Source organism: Comamonas sp. DB36 (assembly GCF_057914905.1).
Genome location: NZ_CP196631.1, coordinates 3,421,405 through 3,436,029, shown reverse-complemented (window position 1 = coordinate 3,436,029; position 14,625 = coordinate 3,421,405). Strand labels below are relative to the sequence as shown.

Genomic DNA, 14,625 nt, shown 5'->3' with positions numbered 1-14,625 from the left:
GTGGAGAAAGCAGCGGGGAAACATCGGGGGTGGGGCCATGGTGCCATGGCTCTGTTACCTAGCAATTTTCATGCTCCGCGCGCTCCGCGTCCATCGGTGCCGCACCCGAGGCGCGGGCCAACGCTACGGTAAAGCACCAATGCGCACGGGTTTTGCTTGCAGCAGACTGGCCGATTGCGCGTTTACGCACGGTTGCGGGCGCAGTTGTCCGGCAAGCACCCTGCATGCCGGCCGCTGGACACGCTGTTTCGAGGCGGGCGAAGGAGTGCGCCGTGCAATGCGAAGCGTGACTTTGTTGCTATATTTTTAATAGCTTATTGGCTAAGCCAGGCAAGCACTTGCAGGATATCTTATGGAATGTGTTTGCAAAATTGAGAGACAATCGCGCCCATGAATCCCCCTGAAACAAATTCCGCGCCCGGCATGCCACCGCCGCGCTTGCAATTGACGGGCATTACCAAACGTTACCCGGCCGTCGTGGCCAACAGCGGAGTCTCGCTGACGGTGCAGCCCGGCGAAGTGCATGCCGTGCTGGGCGAAAACGGTGCGGGCAAGTCGACGCTGATGAAAATCATCTACGGTTCGGTCAAGCCCGACGAAGGCCTGTTGCAGGTCGATGGCAAGGTGGTGCAGATCCGCAATCCGCAGGAAGCGCGCCAGCTGGGCATTGCCATGGTGTTCCAGCACTTCAGCCTGTTCGACACGCTCACGGTGGCGGAAAACGTCTGGCTGGGCCTCGACAAGCAGATCGCGCTGGCCGAAGTCGTGCGCCGCATCGACGAAACCGCGAGCCTCTACGGCATGTCCATAGACCCGCAGCGCCCGGTGCACAGCCTGTCGGTCGGTGAAATGCAGCGCGTTGAAATCATCCGCGCGCTGCTCACGCGCCCGCGCGTGCTGATTCTCGACGAGCCCACTTCGGTGCTCACGCCCCAGGCCGTCGAGAAGCTGTTCGTGGTGCTGCGCAAACTCGCTGCCGAAGGCTGCAGCATTCTCTATATCAGCCACAAGCTGCATGAAATCCGCGAACTGTGCGACAGCTGCACGGTGCTGCGCGGCGGCAAGGTCACGGGCGTGTGCCGTCCGGGCGAGGAATCGAACGCCTCGCTGTCGCGGCTGATGATAGGCGCCGAGCCGCCTGCGCTCACGCACCGCGAAGTCGCCACCGGCGCCACCGTGCTGCGCGTGCAGGGCCTCACCTTGGCGCGCACCGACCATTTCGGCGTTGATCTCGCGGGCATAGATTTCGAAGTGCGCGCCGGCGAAGTCGTGGGCATCGCGGGCGTCTCGGGCAACGGCCAAAAGGAGCTGCTCTACAGCCTGTCGGGCGAAGACCGGCGCGCCGCGCCGGCCATGGTCCAGGTCTCGGGCCGGGACGCGGGCCGCATGTCGCCGCGCCAGCGCCGCGCGCTGGGCCTGCATTTCGTTCCCGAGGAGCGGCTGGGCCGGGGCGCCGTGCCGTCGATGAGCCTGGCGCACAACCTGCTGCTCACGCGCGACGACGCCGTGGGCCGCGGCGGCTGGCTGCGCATGGATGTGCTGCACAGCCAGGCGCGCGGCATCATCGAGCGCTTCAAGGTCAAGGCCGGCGGCCCGCATTCGGCGGCCAAGTCGCTGTCGGGCGGCAACCTGCAGAAGTTCATTGTCGGCCGCGAGATCGAAGCCAGGCCCAAGCTGCTGATCATCTCGCAGCCGACCTGGGGCGTGGACGTGGGCGCGGCCGCGCAGATCCGCGGCGAAATCCTGGCGCTGCGAGATGCGGGCTGCGCCGTGCTGGTGCTCAGTGAGGAGTTGGACGAATTGTTTGAAATCTGTGATCGACTGCATGTCGTGGCCAAGGGCCAGCTGTCGCCTTCCGTGCCCCGGGCCCAGGCCACGGTGCAGCGCATAGGCGAATGGATGAGCGGACTGTGGCATGACGAACCGGCGCATGGCGTGGCCGCGGGAGGTGCACATGCTCAAGCTTGAACCCCGCCCCCAGGTCTCCAAGGTCTGGACCTATGCCTCGCCGGTGCTGGCGCTGGCGATCACCGTGCTGATCGGCGTGGCGCTGTTCATGCTGCTGGGCAAGGACCCGGTGCGCGGCCTGCAGGCGTTCTTCTGGGAACCGATCAAGTCGGGCTATGCGCTGGGCGAACTGGTGATGAAGGCCACGCCGCTGCTGCTGGTGGCGCTGGGCCTGGCCGTGTGCTTTCGCTCGAATGTGTGGAACATCGGCGCCGAAGGTCAGTTCGTCATGGGCGCGATTGCCGCGGGCGGCCTGGCGCTGCTGGCCGACAAGAACACCGGTCCCTGGATCGTTCCGGCGATTCTCGTTGCCGGCGTGCTCGGCGGCATGGTCTGGGCCGGCATCGTCGCCTTCCTGCGCGACCGCTTCAACGCCAATGAGACCCTGGTCAGCCTGATGCTGGTCTATGTCGCCATCCTGGTGCTGGGCTATCTGGTCTACGGCCCGTGGAAGGACCCGCAGGGCTACAACTTTCCGCAGAGCAAGACATTCGAGCGCGTGACGCAGATCCCCAAGCTGATCGACGGCATGCGCATGAACATCGGCGTGATCCTGGCGCTGCTGGGCGCGGGCGCGCTGTGGGCGTTCCTGGCGCGCACGCGTGCCGGCTTTGCCCAGCAGGTCAGCGGCCTGGCGCCGGCGGCCGCGCTGTACGCGGGCTTTTCCTCGCGCCGCGCGCTCTGGACCGCGCTGCTGATCTCCGGGGGCGCGGCGGGACTTGCCGGTGCGCTCGAAGTCGCCGGCCCCATGGGCCAGCTCACTCCCTATGTTCCCGCCGGCTACGGTTTCGCCGCCATCATCGTGGCCTTCGTCGGGCGTCTGCACCCCGTGGGCATGATCTTCTCCGCCATTCTCATGAGCATGTTCTATATCGGTGGTGAGCTCGCGCAGTCGCGCCTGGGCCTGCCCAAATCCCTGACCGGCGTGTTCCAGGGCCTGCTGCTGTTCGCGCTGCTGGCCTGCGACACGCTGGTGACCTACCGCCTGCGCTGGCAGCGCACACCGCGCGCGGCAGCCGCCGCCGTGGCCAAGGGAGGCGCGTGATGGAGTCGTATGCATTGCTGTTCGGCTCCACGCTGAGCGCCGGCACCGTGCTGGCCCTGGCGGCCCTGGGCCTGCTGATCAACGAGAAGGCCGGCATCATCAACCTGGGCGCCGAAGGCATGATGCTGTGCGCGGCGATTGCCGGTTTCGCGGCCGTCGTGCACACCGGCAACACCTGGGTGGGCTTTGGCGCGGGCATGGCCGCGGGCGCGCTGCTTGCCGGCCTGTTCGGTCTGCTGGTCATCTGGCTCAACACCAACCAGCAGGCCACGGGCCTGGCGCTGACGCTGTTCGGCGCCGGCTTCTCGGCGTTTGCCGGCCTCAACTATGTGCAGGCCAAGCTGCCCGAGCTGCCCAAGTACGCGATTCCCGGCCTGGCCGACATCCCGCTGCTGGGCCCCGCGCTGTTTCGCCACCATCCGCTGGTCTACATCGTGGTGCTGCTGGCGATCGCGATGATCTGGTTCCTCTACCGTTCGCGCGCCGGCCTGGTGCTGCGCGCCGTGGGCGAGTCGCCCGAGTCGGCGCATGCGCTGGGCTACAACGTGCGCGGCATACGCCTGGCGGCCGTGATGTTCGGCGGCGCGATGTGCGGCCTGGCCGGGGCCTTCATCTCCGTGGTCTACACGCCGCTGTGGGTCGAGGGCATGGTGGCCGGGCGCGGCTGGATCGCGCTGGCGCTGACCACCTTTGCCACCTGGCGGCCGGCGCGCGTGCTGCTGGGCGCGTATCTGTTTGGCGGCGTGACCATGCTGCAGTTCCATCTGCAGGCTTCGGGCGTGCAGCTGGCCAGCCAGCTACTGAGCATGCTGCCGTACCTCGCGACCATCGTCGTGCTGGTGCTGATTTCGCGCAATCCGGCCTGGATTCGTGCGAACATGCCGGCCTCGCTGGGCAAGCCGTTCTACCCCGGCTCCTGAAGCGGTACTTTCTATAACAAGCAATCCGAGGAACAAGAATGACGAACCTGCAAAAACGCTCCCTTCTCAAAGCTGCCGCGCTGTCGGCCGTGAGCCTGGCCGTGCTGGCCGGCTGCGGCAAGAAGGAAGAGGCCGTTGCGCCCGCTGCCGCACCCGTGGCGGCCGCTGCCGCCGAACCGCTGAAGATCGGCTTCATGTACGTGAGCCCGGTGGGCGACGGCGGCTGGACCTTCCAGCATGAGAAGGCGCGCCAGGCGCTGCAGGCCGAGTTCGGCGACAAGATCCAGACCTCGCTGGTCGAAAGCGTGCCCGAAGGCCCGGACGCCGAGCGCGTGCTGCGCGACATGGTGGGCCAGGGCAACAAGCTGGTGTTTGCCACCAGCTTCGGCTACATGGAGCCGGTGCAGAAAGTCGCTGCCGACAGCAAGGGCGTGAAGTTCGAGCACGCCACGGGCTACAAGACCGCCGACAACGTGCGCACCTATGACGCGCGCACCTATGAAGGCGCCTACCTGGCCGGCATCATTGCGGGCGGCATGACCAAGTCCAACCAGATCGGCGTCGTCGCCTCGGTGCCGATTCCCGAAGTGCTGCGCAACATCAACAGCTACGTGCTGGGCGCGCAAAGCGTCAACCCCAAGATCACGGCGCGCGTGGTCTGGGTCAACGAATGGTTCAGCCCGCCCAAGGAATCCGAAGCCGCGACCACGCTGATCAACGGCGGCGTCGACGTGCTCTACCAGAACACCAACTCGCCCGCGGTGCTCAAGACCGCCCAGGAGCGCGGCGTGCGCGCCTTCGGCAAGGATTCGGACATGAGCGCCTACGCGCCCAAGGCCCACCTGGCTTCGGCGGAAATCAACTGGCTGCCTTACTACAAGAAGATCACGCAGGACACGCTGGCCGGCACCTGGACCACGGGCCAGGACTGGTGGGGCGTGAAGGAAGGCGCTATGGATCTGGTGAACATCGCCGAAGACGTTCCGCAGGACCTCAAGGACAAGGTCGCCGCCGCCAAGGCCGGCCTCAAGGACGGCAGCTTCCACATCTGGAAGGGCCCGCTCAAGGACAACACCGGCAAGGAACTGCTGGCCGAAGGCGCCAATGGCGACCATGCCTTCCTGAGCGGCATCAACTTCTACGTGGCCGGCATCGACGGCAACGTGCCCGGCGCCACCAAGTAACTGCCGTGGCAGGCGCGTAACTTGCTAGTTGCTTTGCATCCAGGCGACCAGGCAGGAGCGCGCCCCTCGGCCCGGGCTCCGGCCATGTTCCCGTTGTTTTGACTTTGCTTTTTTCCAAGGAAGAAATATGACTGATCTGCACAAGCGTTCGATGTTCAAGCTGGCGGCGCTCACGGCCGTCGCCGCCGCGGCCCTGGCCGGCTGCGGCAAGAAGGAAGAGCCCGCGCCCGCGCCCGTGGCCGCGCCCGAAGCCGCTGCGCCGGCCAAGCCCGAGCCCTTGAAGATCGCGTTTGCGTATGTCGGTCCGGTCGGCGACGGCGGCTGGTCGTATGCCCACGACCAGGCGCGCAAGAAGCTCGAGCAGGAGTTCGGCGACAAGATCCAGACCAGCTACGTCGAGAGCGTGCCCGAAGGTCCGGACGCCGAGCGCGTGCTGCGCGATATGGCCGGCCAGGGCAACAAGCTGATCTTCGGCACCACGTTCGGCTACATGGAAGCGCTGCAGAAGATCGCTCCCGATTTCTCGGGCGTGAAGTTCGAGCACGCCACGGGCTACAAGACCGCGGCCAACGTGCGCACCTACGACAGCCGCACCTATGAAGGCGCGTATCTGGCGGGCATCATTGCCGGCGCGATGACCAAGAGCAACACGCTGGGCGTGGTCGGCTCGGTGCCGATTCCCGAAGTGATACGCAACATCAACAGCTTCACGCTGGGTGCGCAGTCGGTCAATCCCAAGATCAAGACCAAGGTGGTCTGGGTCAACGAATGGTTCAGCCCACCCAAGGAAACCGAAGCCGCGACTTCGCTGATCAACGGCGGCGCCGACGTGCTGTTCCAGAACACCGACTCGCCCGCCGTGCTCAAGACCGCGCAGGAAAAAGGCAAGCGCGCCTTCGGCTGGGATTCCGACATGACCGCCTACGGCCCCAAGGCCCACCTGGGCTCGGCCATCATCAACTGGGCGCCTTACTACAGCAAGGCCACCAAGGAAGCGCTGGATGGCAGCTGGGCCACGGGTTCGAGCTGGTGGGGCGTGAAGGAAGGCGCGATCGACCTGGTGTCCATCGCCGAAGACGTGCCGGCCGAGATCAAGACCAAGGTCGAGGAAGTCAAGGCCGGCCTCAAGGACGGCAGCTTCACGATCTGGAAGGGCCCCATCGTCGGCCAGGACGGCAAGCCCGTCGTTGCCGCTGACACCGTGGCCGATGACAAGTTCCTGTCGGGCGTGAACTTCTACGTCAAGGGCGTGGAAGGCAACGTTCCCGGCGGCGACAAGAAGTAAGTCTTTACCTGAACGCCAGGTCATAAGGGCTGCCGTCGGCAGCCCTTATGCTTGGCGAATACACTCGGCGCGATGGAAAAATCTCTCTGGCATCCGGTGGCTCTGACCGAAGCCGTCGTGCATGCGCCGCTGGCCGTGCGATTATTGGAACAGGACCTGGTCCTGTGGCGCGATCTGGCCGGGCAGGCCCATGCGTTTGTCGACCGCTGCCCGCACCGCGGAGCGCGGCTGTCGATGGGCCGCGTGCAGGCCGACCGGCTCGAATGCCCGTACCACGGCTGGCAGTTCGAAGGCGACGGCCATTGCGCGCAAGTGCCTGCCGTGCCCGACTTCGTGCCGCCGCCCGCGCATTGCGTGCGCGCGTTTGCGCTGCAGGAGCGCCATGGCCTGGTCTGGGTGCAGCTCGAAGCCGCCGAGATCCCGCTGCCGCAGTTTCCCGCGGAAGACGACGCGCGCCTGCGCAAGCTCAACTGCGGCCCCTACGACGTGGCCGCGAGCGCGCCGCGCATCATAGAGAACTTCCTCGACATGTCGCACTTCGGCTTCGTGCACGAAGGCTGGCTGGGCTCGCGCGACGCCACGGCCATGGAGCGCTATGGCGTCGAGACCACGCCCACGGGCGTCAAGGCAACCAACTGCAAGGTGCGCCAGCCGCAGTCGAACCTGCATTCCACGGCCGCGGCCGACGTGCACTACACCTACGAAGTCACCGATCCGTACACGGCCTTGCTCAACAAGCTGCCCGAGGAGGGCACGAGCAAGGATGGCTGGTATGAATCGATAGGCCTGTTCATCTGCCCGGTCACGCCCGAATCCAGCCGTGTCTGGTTCCGTCTCGCGGTCGCCGACTTCGAGACCGCCGACGCGCAGCTGCAGGCGTTCCAGCACACCATCTTCACGCAGGACCAGCCGGTGCTGGAATCGCAACAACCCAAATGCCTGCCGCTCGATCCGCGCGCAGAATTGAACTCCGCCGCCGACCGCATGTCGGTCGCCTATCGCCGCTATCTCAAGTCGCGCGGCATTTCCTTTGGAGTCTGCTGATGTCCCATGCCCTGACCGATGCGTCCCTGGCGGCCCTGCTGCGCGACATGCCCAAGGCCGAGCTGCATATCCACATCGAAGGCTCGCTCGAGCCCGAGCTGATCTTCGCGCTGGCCGCGCGCAACAAGGTGGAGCTGCCTTACGCCGACGTCGAGGCGCTGCGCCGGGCCTATGCGTTCACCGATCTGCAGAGCTTTCTCGACATCTACTACGCGGGCGCGAGCGTGCTGCTGCACGAGCAGGACTTCTACGACATGGCGCGCGCCTATCTCGCGCGCGCGGTCAGCGACCATGTGGTGCATGCCGAGATCTTCTTCGATCCCCAGACCCATACTTCGCGCGGCGTGCCCATGGCCTCGGTGATCAACGGCCTGTACCGCGCATGTCGCGATTCCGAGCGTGACTGGGGCATTTCCTGCGCGCTGATCCTGAGCTTTCTGCGCCACCTCAGCGAGGACGATGCGTTCAAGACACTGGCCCAGGCCATGCCGCTGCGTGACCGCTTCATCGGCGTGGGCCTGGACAGCAGCGAGCTGGGCCACCCGCCCGAGAAATTCGCGCGGGTGTTCGCGCAGTGCCGCGAGCTGGGCCTGCACCTTGTCGCCCATGCGGGCGAAGAGGGGCCACCGGCCTATATCTGGGGCGCGCTCGACACCTTGCAGGTGGAACGCATAGACCATGGCGTGCAGGCGCAGCACGACAGCGCGCTGATGCAGCGGCTGGCGCGCGAGCGCATTGCGCTCACCGTGTGCCCGCTGTCCAATCAGAAGCTGCAGGTGTTTCCCGATCTCGCCCAGCACAACCTGCCGCAGATGCTGGACGCCGGCCTGATGGTCACGGTGAACTCCGACGACCCGGCGTATTTCGGCGGCTACATCAACGAGAACTTCGCGCAGCTGTTTGCCGCCACCGGCATGGGCGCGGCCCAGGCCTACCAGCTGGCGCGCAACAGCCTTGAGGCCAGCTTCGTCGGCGAGGCGCGCAAGCGCGCCTGGATCGAACAGCTCGACGAGTGCTTTGTGCGCCATGGCGCCGAGGATGCGATTGCCGCGCAGTGAAGCGTTGGGCTTGGGAGAATGGTTGATTCATTGGTCCCTGGCTTGCCGCGCCGGCCGCCTCAAAGGATGAACGGCCTGGCGGCTTGAGGATCGGGCGTTCATGGTTCGACAGGCTCACCATGAACGGCTTTCCCACTTCGCCCTGCGCTTCGGGAATGAGGACTGGCTGTCCGGGGCTCAGCCCAGCGCCGCGCGCAGCTGCGCCGCATAGCCCGCAATCACCTGCGCCCCGGGCTCCTTGCGCGGCCAGGCGAAGCTCACGCCGTCGCCGGTGTGGCGTGCCACCACATGCACATGGAAGTGGCCCACGGTCTGGCCGCCAGCTGCACCATTGGCCTGCAGCAAGGTGATGCCGTCGGGCGCAAACGCGGCCTGCTGGGCCCTGGCCAGGCGCTGCGCGGTCTGCATCACGGCCGCGGCCTCGGCCTCGGTCAGGTCCAGCAGCGTGGCCGCATGGCGCTTGGTGGCGACCAGCACATGGCCGGGCGTGACCTGGCCTATGTCCATGAAGGCCAGCGTCAGTGCATCTTCATGCACGCGCGCCGCGGGCAGTTCGTTGCGTACGATGCGGCAGAAAATGCACTCGCCCGGGGGCGAACGGTCGACAAACTCAGGCATGTTTCTATCTCCTTTGGCTTGAGGATAGGACGCGCCGCGGCCGCCGTGCCAGCGCAGAAACCCTGCGCCGGTCGGCATCTGCGGCGCAGGCTAGAATCCGCCCCGCCTGCTTCCAGTGCCCGCTGGGGCAGGCCTTGTTTTTTCCGGGCCATGTAGAGGACCACCATGTACAAAAACCTCGCAGCCGCGCTCGCGGCCGCCTGTTTTTTCGCTCCCGCTTTTTCCCAGACGCCGGCCAAGATCGACGCCGACAAGCCCTTGTCGGCGGCCTTCGTCTATGTCACACCGGTGTTCGACGCCGGCTGGACGCACCAGCACGACGCGGGCCGCAAGGCGGCGCAGGCCGCGCTGGGCGGGCAGCTCAAGACCACCGTGGTCGCCGATGTCGCCGAAGGGCCGGACGCCGAGCGCGTGCTGCGCGATCTCGCGCGCAATGGCCACCAGTTGATCTTCACCACCAGCTTCGGCTACATGGAGCCCGCGCTGCGCGTGGCGCGCGATTTTCCCGATGTGAAATTCGAATCGATCACGGGCTACAAGCGCACGGCCAATGTCGCCACGGCCAATGCGCGCTACTACGAAGGCCGCTATCTGTCGGGCATTGCCGCGGCGCGCATGAGCAAGAGCGGCGTCGCGGGCTATGTCGCGGGCTTTCCCATCCCCGAGGTGCTGCAGGGCATCAACGCCTTCACGCTGGGCATGCGCTCGGTCAAGTCGAACGCCCAGGTCAAGGTGATCTGGCTCGACACCTGGTTCGATCCCGCGAAGGAGCGCGATGCGGCGATGACGCTGATGAACCAGGGCGCCGACGTGCTCGCGTTCCATTCGGCGAGCAATGCGGTCATGGTTGCGGCGCAGGAGCGCGGCAAGTTCGCCATCGCCTACCACTCCGACATGCGCCAGGTCGCGCCCGATGCGCAGATCCTGGCCGTGACCCACCAGTGGGGCGACTACTACACGCGGCGCGCGCGCGCCGTGCGCGACGGCAGCTGGACCAGCGGCGATGTCTGGGGCGGGGTAAAGGACGGAATGATCCGCCTCGAAGCGTTTGGCCGCAAGGTGCCCGCTGCCGTGCAAAAGGAAGTGCTGGCGCAGCAGCAGCTGATGGCACAGGGCCGTATCCAGCCGTTTGCCGCTGCCAAGGCCGATGTGCGCGACAACGCCGGCCATGTGGTGATCGCCAAGGGCAGCCAGCTCAGCGATGCGCAGATCCTCGACATGAAATGGCTGGTCGAGGGCGTGCAAGGCACGCTGGGCCATTGAATACAACACGGTTTTTCACCGCCTGCCGTTAAGCTTCTCGCATGCATATCTATCGCGGCGCCCTGTTGCGCTTTACCCCCGAAGGCCAGCCCCTGTACGACGAAGACGGGCTGCTGGCCGTGGCGCGCACGCCCGATGGCCGCGCGCGCGTGCAGGCATCGGGCAGCTGGGCTGCGCTGTCGCCGGCCTATGCGGGCCTGCCCGTGCAGCACTTTGCCGGGCGGCTGATCGCACCGGGTTTTGTCGACCTGCATATCCACTACCCGCAGACCGATGTGATCGGCGCGCCCGCCGACGGCCTGCTGCCCTGGCTGGAGAACTACACCTTTCCGCACGAGCAGCGTTTCGTCGACCCGGACTACAGCGCGGAAGTCGCCGATTTCTTCATTGCCGAGCTGCTGCGCAACGGCGTGACCACGGCGCTGGCGTTCGCCACCAGCCATCCCGCCTCGGTCGATGCGCTGATGGGCGCGGCGCAGAAAGCGCAGATGCGCCTGGTCACGGGCAAGGTGCTGCAGGACCGCAATTCGCCCGACGGCGTGCGCGATGCGACCGAGCAAAGCCTGCTCGACACCGAGGCGCTGATACAGCGCTGGCACGGCGTGGACCGGCTCGGCTATGCGATCACGCCGCGCTTTGCGCCGACGAGCTCCGAGGCTCAACTGCGCGGCGCGGGCGAACTCGCGGCGCGCCATCCCGATGTCTGGATACAGTCGCATGTCGCCGAGAACCTCGACGAGATAAGCTGGGTGCGCGCGCTGTTTCCGCAGGCGCGCAGCTATCTGTCGGTCTACGACGACTTCGGTCTGCTGCGCGAACGCGCGGTCTATGCGCACTGCATCCATCTCGACGCTGAGGACCGCGCGCTGATGCGCGCGCGCGGCGCGGCCGCCGCCGTAAGCCCGACCAGCAACCTGTTCCTGGGCAGCGGTTTCTTCGACTATGCCAGCGCGCGCGAGGCCGGCTTTGCCCATGGCCTGGCCAGCGATGTCGGCGCGGGCACGAGCTTTTCGCCGTTTCACACCATGCTCGCGGCCTATGCGGTGGGGCGCGAAGGCCAGACCAAGCGCGGGCTGAGCCTCGCGCCCGCGGATCTGTGGTGGCAGCACACGGGCGGCGCGGCCGCGGCCATGGGATTGGGCGGGGTGGTCGGCAATCTGCTGCCGGGCTGCGAAGCCGACTTCGTGGTGCTCGACCCGCAAGCCACGCCGCTGCTCGCGCGCAAGACCCGCGCCGCGCGCAATCTCGATGAACTGCTGTTCGCGCTGATCGTGCTCGGAGATGACCGGGTGGTCGAGCAAACCATTATTTCTCAAGCAAAATAGCCTGTTACGCTTGGTTTTCAGGCGTCTGAGCAGTATTTGCAGGAATTCCCATGAGCATCAAGAGCGACAAGTGGATCCGTCGCATGGCGGAAAGCACCGGAATGATCGAGCCCTTCGAGCCCGGCCAGGTGCGCGAGGCCGAAGGCCGCAAGATCATCAGCTACGGCACCAGCAGCTATGGCTACGACATCCGCTGCGCGCCCGAATTCAAGGTGTTCACCAACATCCACAGCACCGTGGTCGATCCCAAGAACTTCGATGAGAAGAGCTTTGTCGATTTCGAAGGCGACAGCTGCATCATTCCGCCCAACAGCTTCGCGCTGGCGCGCACCGTCGAGTATTTCCGCATTCCGCGCAATGTGCTGACGATCTGCCTGGGCAAGAGCACCTATGCGCGCTGCGGCATCATCGTCAACGTGACGCCGTTCGAGCCCGAGTGGGAAGGCTACGTGACGCTGGAGTTCTCCAACACCACGCCGCTGCCGGCGCGCATCTATGCGGGCGAAGGCTGTGCCCAGGTGCTGTTCTTCGAAAGCGACGAGGTTTGCGAGACCAGCTACAAGGACCGCGGCGGCAAGTACCAGGGTCAAAGCGGCGTCACTTTGCCACGCGCCTGAATCTCTGACAGGGGCGTTGCCTGCCTATAGGCTATTTCCGACATCGGTCAGCGCATTTGTCCGTATGTTTCTGTCACACACAACTCTTACCATGCATTGTCTATATGGCAGACATGGGGTGTGCCGGAACGATCTGGAGGTCTTATGCTGGCGATGTTCAAGTTTGCGTGGCGTGCGCCCATGAACCGCGGTCTGCATGCACCTGTTCTCGCTGCGGACCCCGACTGCGGCATGCGTGCCGCGCCTGAAAATCCCTGGCGCGCCGAGCGCTGTCACAGCGCCTACTGGCCGCAGCACGAACTCGACACCTTCATCTTGAAGATGGCCGGTCATGGGCGCGCCGTACATGCGGCAATGATGCTGGGCGATCTGGGCTACGCGCGCCAGCAGCTCGCTGCGGCCGCCGAGATCGATTGTCCGGAACTGCGCGCACTGAGCGTGCGGCTGTCGGCCTATTTCGATCATCCTCCCTGCGCGCGTACCGCCGAAACCCATTGAAGGGCGAGGCCGTATTCACAGGTGCATCACGGCGCGATTGCGCCCTGCGGTCTTGGCTGCATAAAGCGCTGCGTCGCTGCGGCGCAACATCGCGTTTCCATTTTCGTCTTCGGGTCGCAATGCCGACACACCGGCACTGATGGTGACCGTGCCCGCGTCGTCCCTTGCAAGTGCCGCGACGACCACCAGCAATTGTTCGGCTATCTCGAGTGCTGTCACGGGCGCGGTGTCGGCCAGCAGCACGATGAACTCCTCGCCGCCGAGCCGGGCCACGGCATCCGATGTGCGCAGCCTGGACTTGAGTTGCTGCGCGAGCGTGCGCAGCACGTTGTCGCCGACTTCGTGGCCATAGGTGTCGTTGACGCGCTTGAAGTGGTCCACATCGATGGTGATGACGCTCAGTGGGCGGCCGCTGCGCTGCGCCAGCGCGACCGCGGTCGTGAGGCGCGCGTCAAAGCCGCGGCGGTTGAGCAGTCCGGTCAGCGGGTCGCTGCTGGCCTGGCGCTCGAGCTCCTGGTTTGCGTGCTGGAGCTCCAGCGTGCGCTGGCGCACGACTACCTCCATCTCTTCGTTCATGGTCAGCAGGCGGCGCGTCATGTGATCCAGCGTGCGCGACAGGCGCTGCACTTCGCGCGTGCTGTTGGCCTGCGGAACGACTGCGCCGGGTGTGCCGGCTTCTATGTGCAGCGCGGCGCGCGACAGGCTGTTGAGGTCTTCGCTGAGACGGCGCGCGGCCAGCGAAGCGATCAGCGCGGCCAGCATGGCGGCCGCGATGCCGCCGGCAAGCGCCTGAAGCACGGCGGTGTCGGCGCCGACGAAAGCCGTGGCCACGGGCTGGCGCACGACCACGTTCCAGCCCAGGTCGCTGGCGAGGTTGCGCGCCGGCAGACGCGTCACGGCGGTCAGGAAAGCTGTCCTGGCATCCTCCCATTGCGCCAGGCCCGCGAGTCCCGGCGTGGTCATGCTGTCGCGTGCGCTCGCGGACGGCTGTTCGGTCTGCGGCAGTTTCTGGCCCAGCGTCACAAAGGGCGCGATGCGGCCATTGGGCGCATAGAGAATTTCTCCGCGGCGGTCGAACACGAACAGTTCTATTTGTGCATGGTCGGCATAGGTGGGGCGCAGCTCTTCGAGTACATCGCGCGCCCAGTCCCAGCTCAGATGCAGGCCCAGCACGCCTACGGTCTCGCCGTGGCGGAAAATCGGTGCGGAAAAATCGAGGAAGCGCTGCGGCTCGCCGCTGCTGCTCGGCGGCAGTCTGCGGGCCAGCCCTTCGAAAGCATGCACGTCGCCGACATACAGATCCTTGAGGCCGGCCTGGAACCAGGGCTGATCGGCCACATTCTTGCCTTGCAGAATGCGGTTGGAGTCGGTCGCGACATTGCCGTGGATATCGGCCACGCCTATCCAGCGACTGTAGGGTCGGCTCGAATGCATGCGCTGCAGCAGCGGCAGCACTTCCGGTGCGTCTATGCCTTTTTCCCAGAGGTCCTGGGACGAGCCCAGCACCTGCATCAGCCGGCTGCGCTCGAACAGGCCTTCGGCAAGTACCTTGGCCGCGTTGTGGGCGACCATGTGCAGCGAGGCCGCGGCCTCCTGCTGTATGCGCCATTTGAGCAGCTCGCCAAAGGCCAGCGACAGCAGCACGGCCACCAGCGCGACCAGGCTGCCGAAGACCACCGCAATCTGCGTGCGCAGGCTCCAGGGGCGGCGCGGGGGCGGCGGGTCGGAGTGCGGCGGCAAGGGCTGGCTCATATGTGCACC

The 14,625-nt window shown here is 65.9% G+C and carries 13 protein-coding genes; 11 read left to right on the top strand and 2 right to left on the bottom strand.

Annotated features, from left to right (window positions below):
* Positions 1-390: 390 nt before the first annotated feature.
* The 7 genes from ACSVDO_RS16095 (at position 391) to ACSVDO_RS16065 (ending at position 8,543) form a co-directional block, all read left to right on the top strand.
* Positions 391-1,968 (top strand): ABC transporter ATP-binding protein, encoded by a 1,578-nt coding sequence (locus tag ACSVDO_RS16095; RefSeq protein WP_332547792.1) that lies wholly within the window; start codon positions 391-393, stop codon positions 1,966-1,968.
* A complete protein-coding gene (locus tag ACSVDO_RS16090) occupies positions 1,955-3,052 on the top strand; it encodes an ABC transporter permease (protein WP_489593367.1) in 1,098 nt (365 codons plus the stop codon). Before ACSVDO_RS16095 ends, ACSVDO_RS16090 begins: the two co-directional genes overlap by 14 nt.
* Positions 3,052-3,972, top strand: a complete 921-nt coding sequence (locus ACSVDO_RS16085; RefSeq protein WP_332547793.1) for an ABC transporter permease — start codon at positions 3,052-3,054, stop codon at positions 3,970-3,972. Before ACSVDO_RS16090 ends, ACSVDO_RS16085 begins: the two co-directional genes overlap by 1 nt.
* 38 nt (positions 3,973-4,010) lie before the next feature.
* Positions 4,011-5,156 carry a BMP family ABC transporter substrate-binding protein gene (locus tag ACSVDO_RS16080; RefSeq protein ID WP_489593365.1) on the top strand — a complete coding sequence of 382 codons (1,146 nt, stop codon included), beginning with the start codon at positions 4,011-4,013 and terminating at the stop codon, positions 5,154-5,156.
* A gap of 127 nt (positions 5,157-5,283) precedes the next feature.
* Positions 5,284-6,441, top strand: a complete 1,158-nt coding sequence (locus tag ACSVDO_RS16075; protein ID WP_332682032.1) for a BMP family ABC transporter substrate-binding protein — start codon at positions 5,284-5,286, stop codon at positions 6,439-6,441.
* A gap of 72 nt (positions 6,442-6,513) precedes the next feature.
* A complete protein-coding gene (locus ACSVDO_RS16070) occupies positions 6,514-7,485 on the top strand; it encodes an aromatic ring-hydroxylating dioxygenase subunit alpha (protein WP_332535880.1) in 972 nt (323 codons plus the stop codon).
* On the top strand, positions 7,485-8,543 hold the full coding sequence (locus tag ACSVDO_RS16065) for an adenosine deaminase (RefSeq protein WP_332535882.1): 1,059 nt from the start codon (positions 7,485-7,487) through the stop codon (positions 8,541-8,543). Before ACSVDO_RS16070 ends, ACSVDO_RS16065 begins: the two co-directional genes overlap by 1 nt.
* A 177-nt stretch (positions 8,544-8,720) precedes the next feature.
* On the opposite strand, the gene ACSVDO_RS16060 is transcribed toward ACSVDO_RS16065, so the two are convergent.
* On the bottom strand, positions 8,721-9,161 hold the full coding sequence (locus tag ACSVDO_RS16060; RefSeq protein WP_489593364.1) for an HIT family protein: 441 nt from the start codon (positions 9,159-9,161) through the stop codon (positions 8,721-8,723).
* Positions 9,162-9,326: 165 nt separating this feature from the next.
* Here ACSVDO_RS16060 and ACSVDO_RS16055 point away from each other — a divergent pair, with 165 nt between their 5' ends.
* The 4 genes from ACSVDO_RS16055 to ACSVDO_RS16040 all read left to right on the top strand — a co-directional run bounded on the left by ACSVDO_RS16055 (position 9,327) and on the right by ACSVDO_RS16040 (position 12,864).
* A complete protein-coding gene (locus tag ACSVDO_RS16055) occupies positions 9,327-10,424 on the top strand; it encodes a BMP family ABC transporter substrate-binding protein (RefSeq protein ID WP_489593362.1) in 1,098 nt (365 codons plus the stop codon).
* A gap of 41 nt (positions 10,425-10,465) precedes the next feature.
* Positions 10,466-11,749 (top strand): guanine deaminase, encoded by a 1,284-nt coding sequence (gene guaD / locus ACSVDO_RS16050; protein ID WP_489593361.1) that lies wholly within the window; start codon positions 10,466-10,468, stop codon positions 11,747-11,749.
* A 50-nt stretch (positions 11,750-11,799) separates the two neighbouring features.
* Positions 11,800-12,366, top strand: coding sequence for a dCTP deaminase (gene dcd / locus ACSVDO_RS16045; protein WP_332535889.1), 567 nt, complete (start codon positions 11,800-11,802; stop codon positions 12,364-12,366).
* A gap of 180 nt (positions 12,367-12,546) precedes the next feature.
* Positions 12,547-12,864 (top strand): hypothetical protein, encoded by a 318-nt coding sequence (locus ACSVDO_RS16040; protein ID WP_489593359.1) that lies wholly within the window; start codon positions 12,547-12,549, stop codon positions 12,862-12,864.
* A 15-nt stretch (positions 12,865-12,879) separates the two neighbouring features.
* Here ACSVDO_RS16040 and ACSVDO_RS16035 read toward each other — a convergent pair whose 3' ends face one another.
* Positions 12,880-14,616 carry a diguanylate cyclase gene (locus tag ACSVDO_RS16035; protein WP_489593357.1) on the bottom strand — a complete coding sequence of 579 codons (1,737 nt, stop codon included), beginning with the start codon at positions 14,614-14,616 and terminating at the stop codon, positions 12,880-12,882.
* Positions 14,617-14,625 lie beyond the last annotated feature (9 nt).

What these genes read in the sequence shown, in the direction of transcription:
- ACSVDO_RS16095 (WP_332547792.1), top strand. Translation starts at nt 391, where the DNA reads ATGAATCCCCCTGAAACAAATTCCGCGCCCGGCATGCCACCGCCGCGC.
- ACSVDO_RS16090 (WP_489593367.1), top strand. Translation starts at nt 1,955, where the DNA reads ATGCTCAAGCTTGAACCCCGCCCCCAGGTCTCCAAGGTCTGGACCTAT.
- ACSVDO_RS16085 (WP_332547793.1), top strand. Translation starts at nt 3,052, where the DNA reads ATGGAGTCGTATGCATTGCTGTTCGGCTCCACGCTGAGCGCCGGCACC.
- ACSVDO_RS16080 (WP_489593365.1), top strand. Translation starts at nt 4,011, where the DNA reads ATGACGAACCTGCAAAAACGCTCCCTTCTCAAAGCTGCCGCGCTGTCG.
- ACSVDO_RS16075 (WP_332682032.1), top strand. Translation starts at nt 5,284, where the DNA reads ATGACTGATCTGCACAAGCGTTCGATGTTCAAGCTGGCGGCGCTCACG.
- ACSVDO_RS16070 (WP_332535880.1), top strand. Translation starts at nt 6,514, where the DNA reads ATGGAAAAATCTCTCTGGCATCCGGTGGCTCTGACCGAAGCCGTCGTG.
- ACSVDO_RS16065 (WP_332535882.1), top strand. Translation starts at nt 7,485, where the DNA reads ATGTCCCATGCCCTGACCGATGCGTCCCTGGCGGCCCTGCTGCGCGAC.
- ACSVDO_RS16060 (WP_489593364.1), bottom strand. Translation starts at nt 9,161, where the DNA reads ATGCCTGAGTTTGTCGACCGTTCGCCCCCGGGCGAGTGCATTTTCTGC.
- ACSVDO_RS16055 (WP_489593362.1), top strand. Translation starts at nt 9,327, where the DNA reads ATGTACAAAAACCTCGCAGCCGCGCTCGCGGCCGCCTGTTTTTTCGCT.
- guaD (WP_489593361.1), top strand. Translation starts at nt 10,466, where the DNA reads ATGCATATCTATCGCGGCGCCCTGTTGCGCTTTACCCCCGAAGGCCAG.
- dcd (WP_332535889.1), top strand. Translation starts at nt 11,800, where the DNA reads ATGAGCATCAAGAGCGACAAGTGGATCCGTCGCATGGCGGAAAGCACC.
- ACSVDO_RS16040 (WP_489593359.1), top strand. Translation starts at nt 12,547, where the DNA reads ATGAACCGCGGTCTGCATGCACCTGTTCTCGCTGCGGACCCCGACTGC.
- ACSVDO_RS16035 (WP_489593357.1), bottom strand. Translation starts at nt 14,616, where the DNA reads ATGAGCCAGCCCTTGCCGCCGCACTCCGACCCGCCGCCCCCGCGCCGC.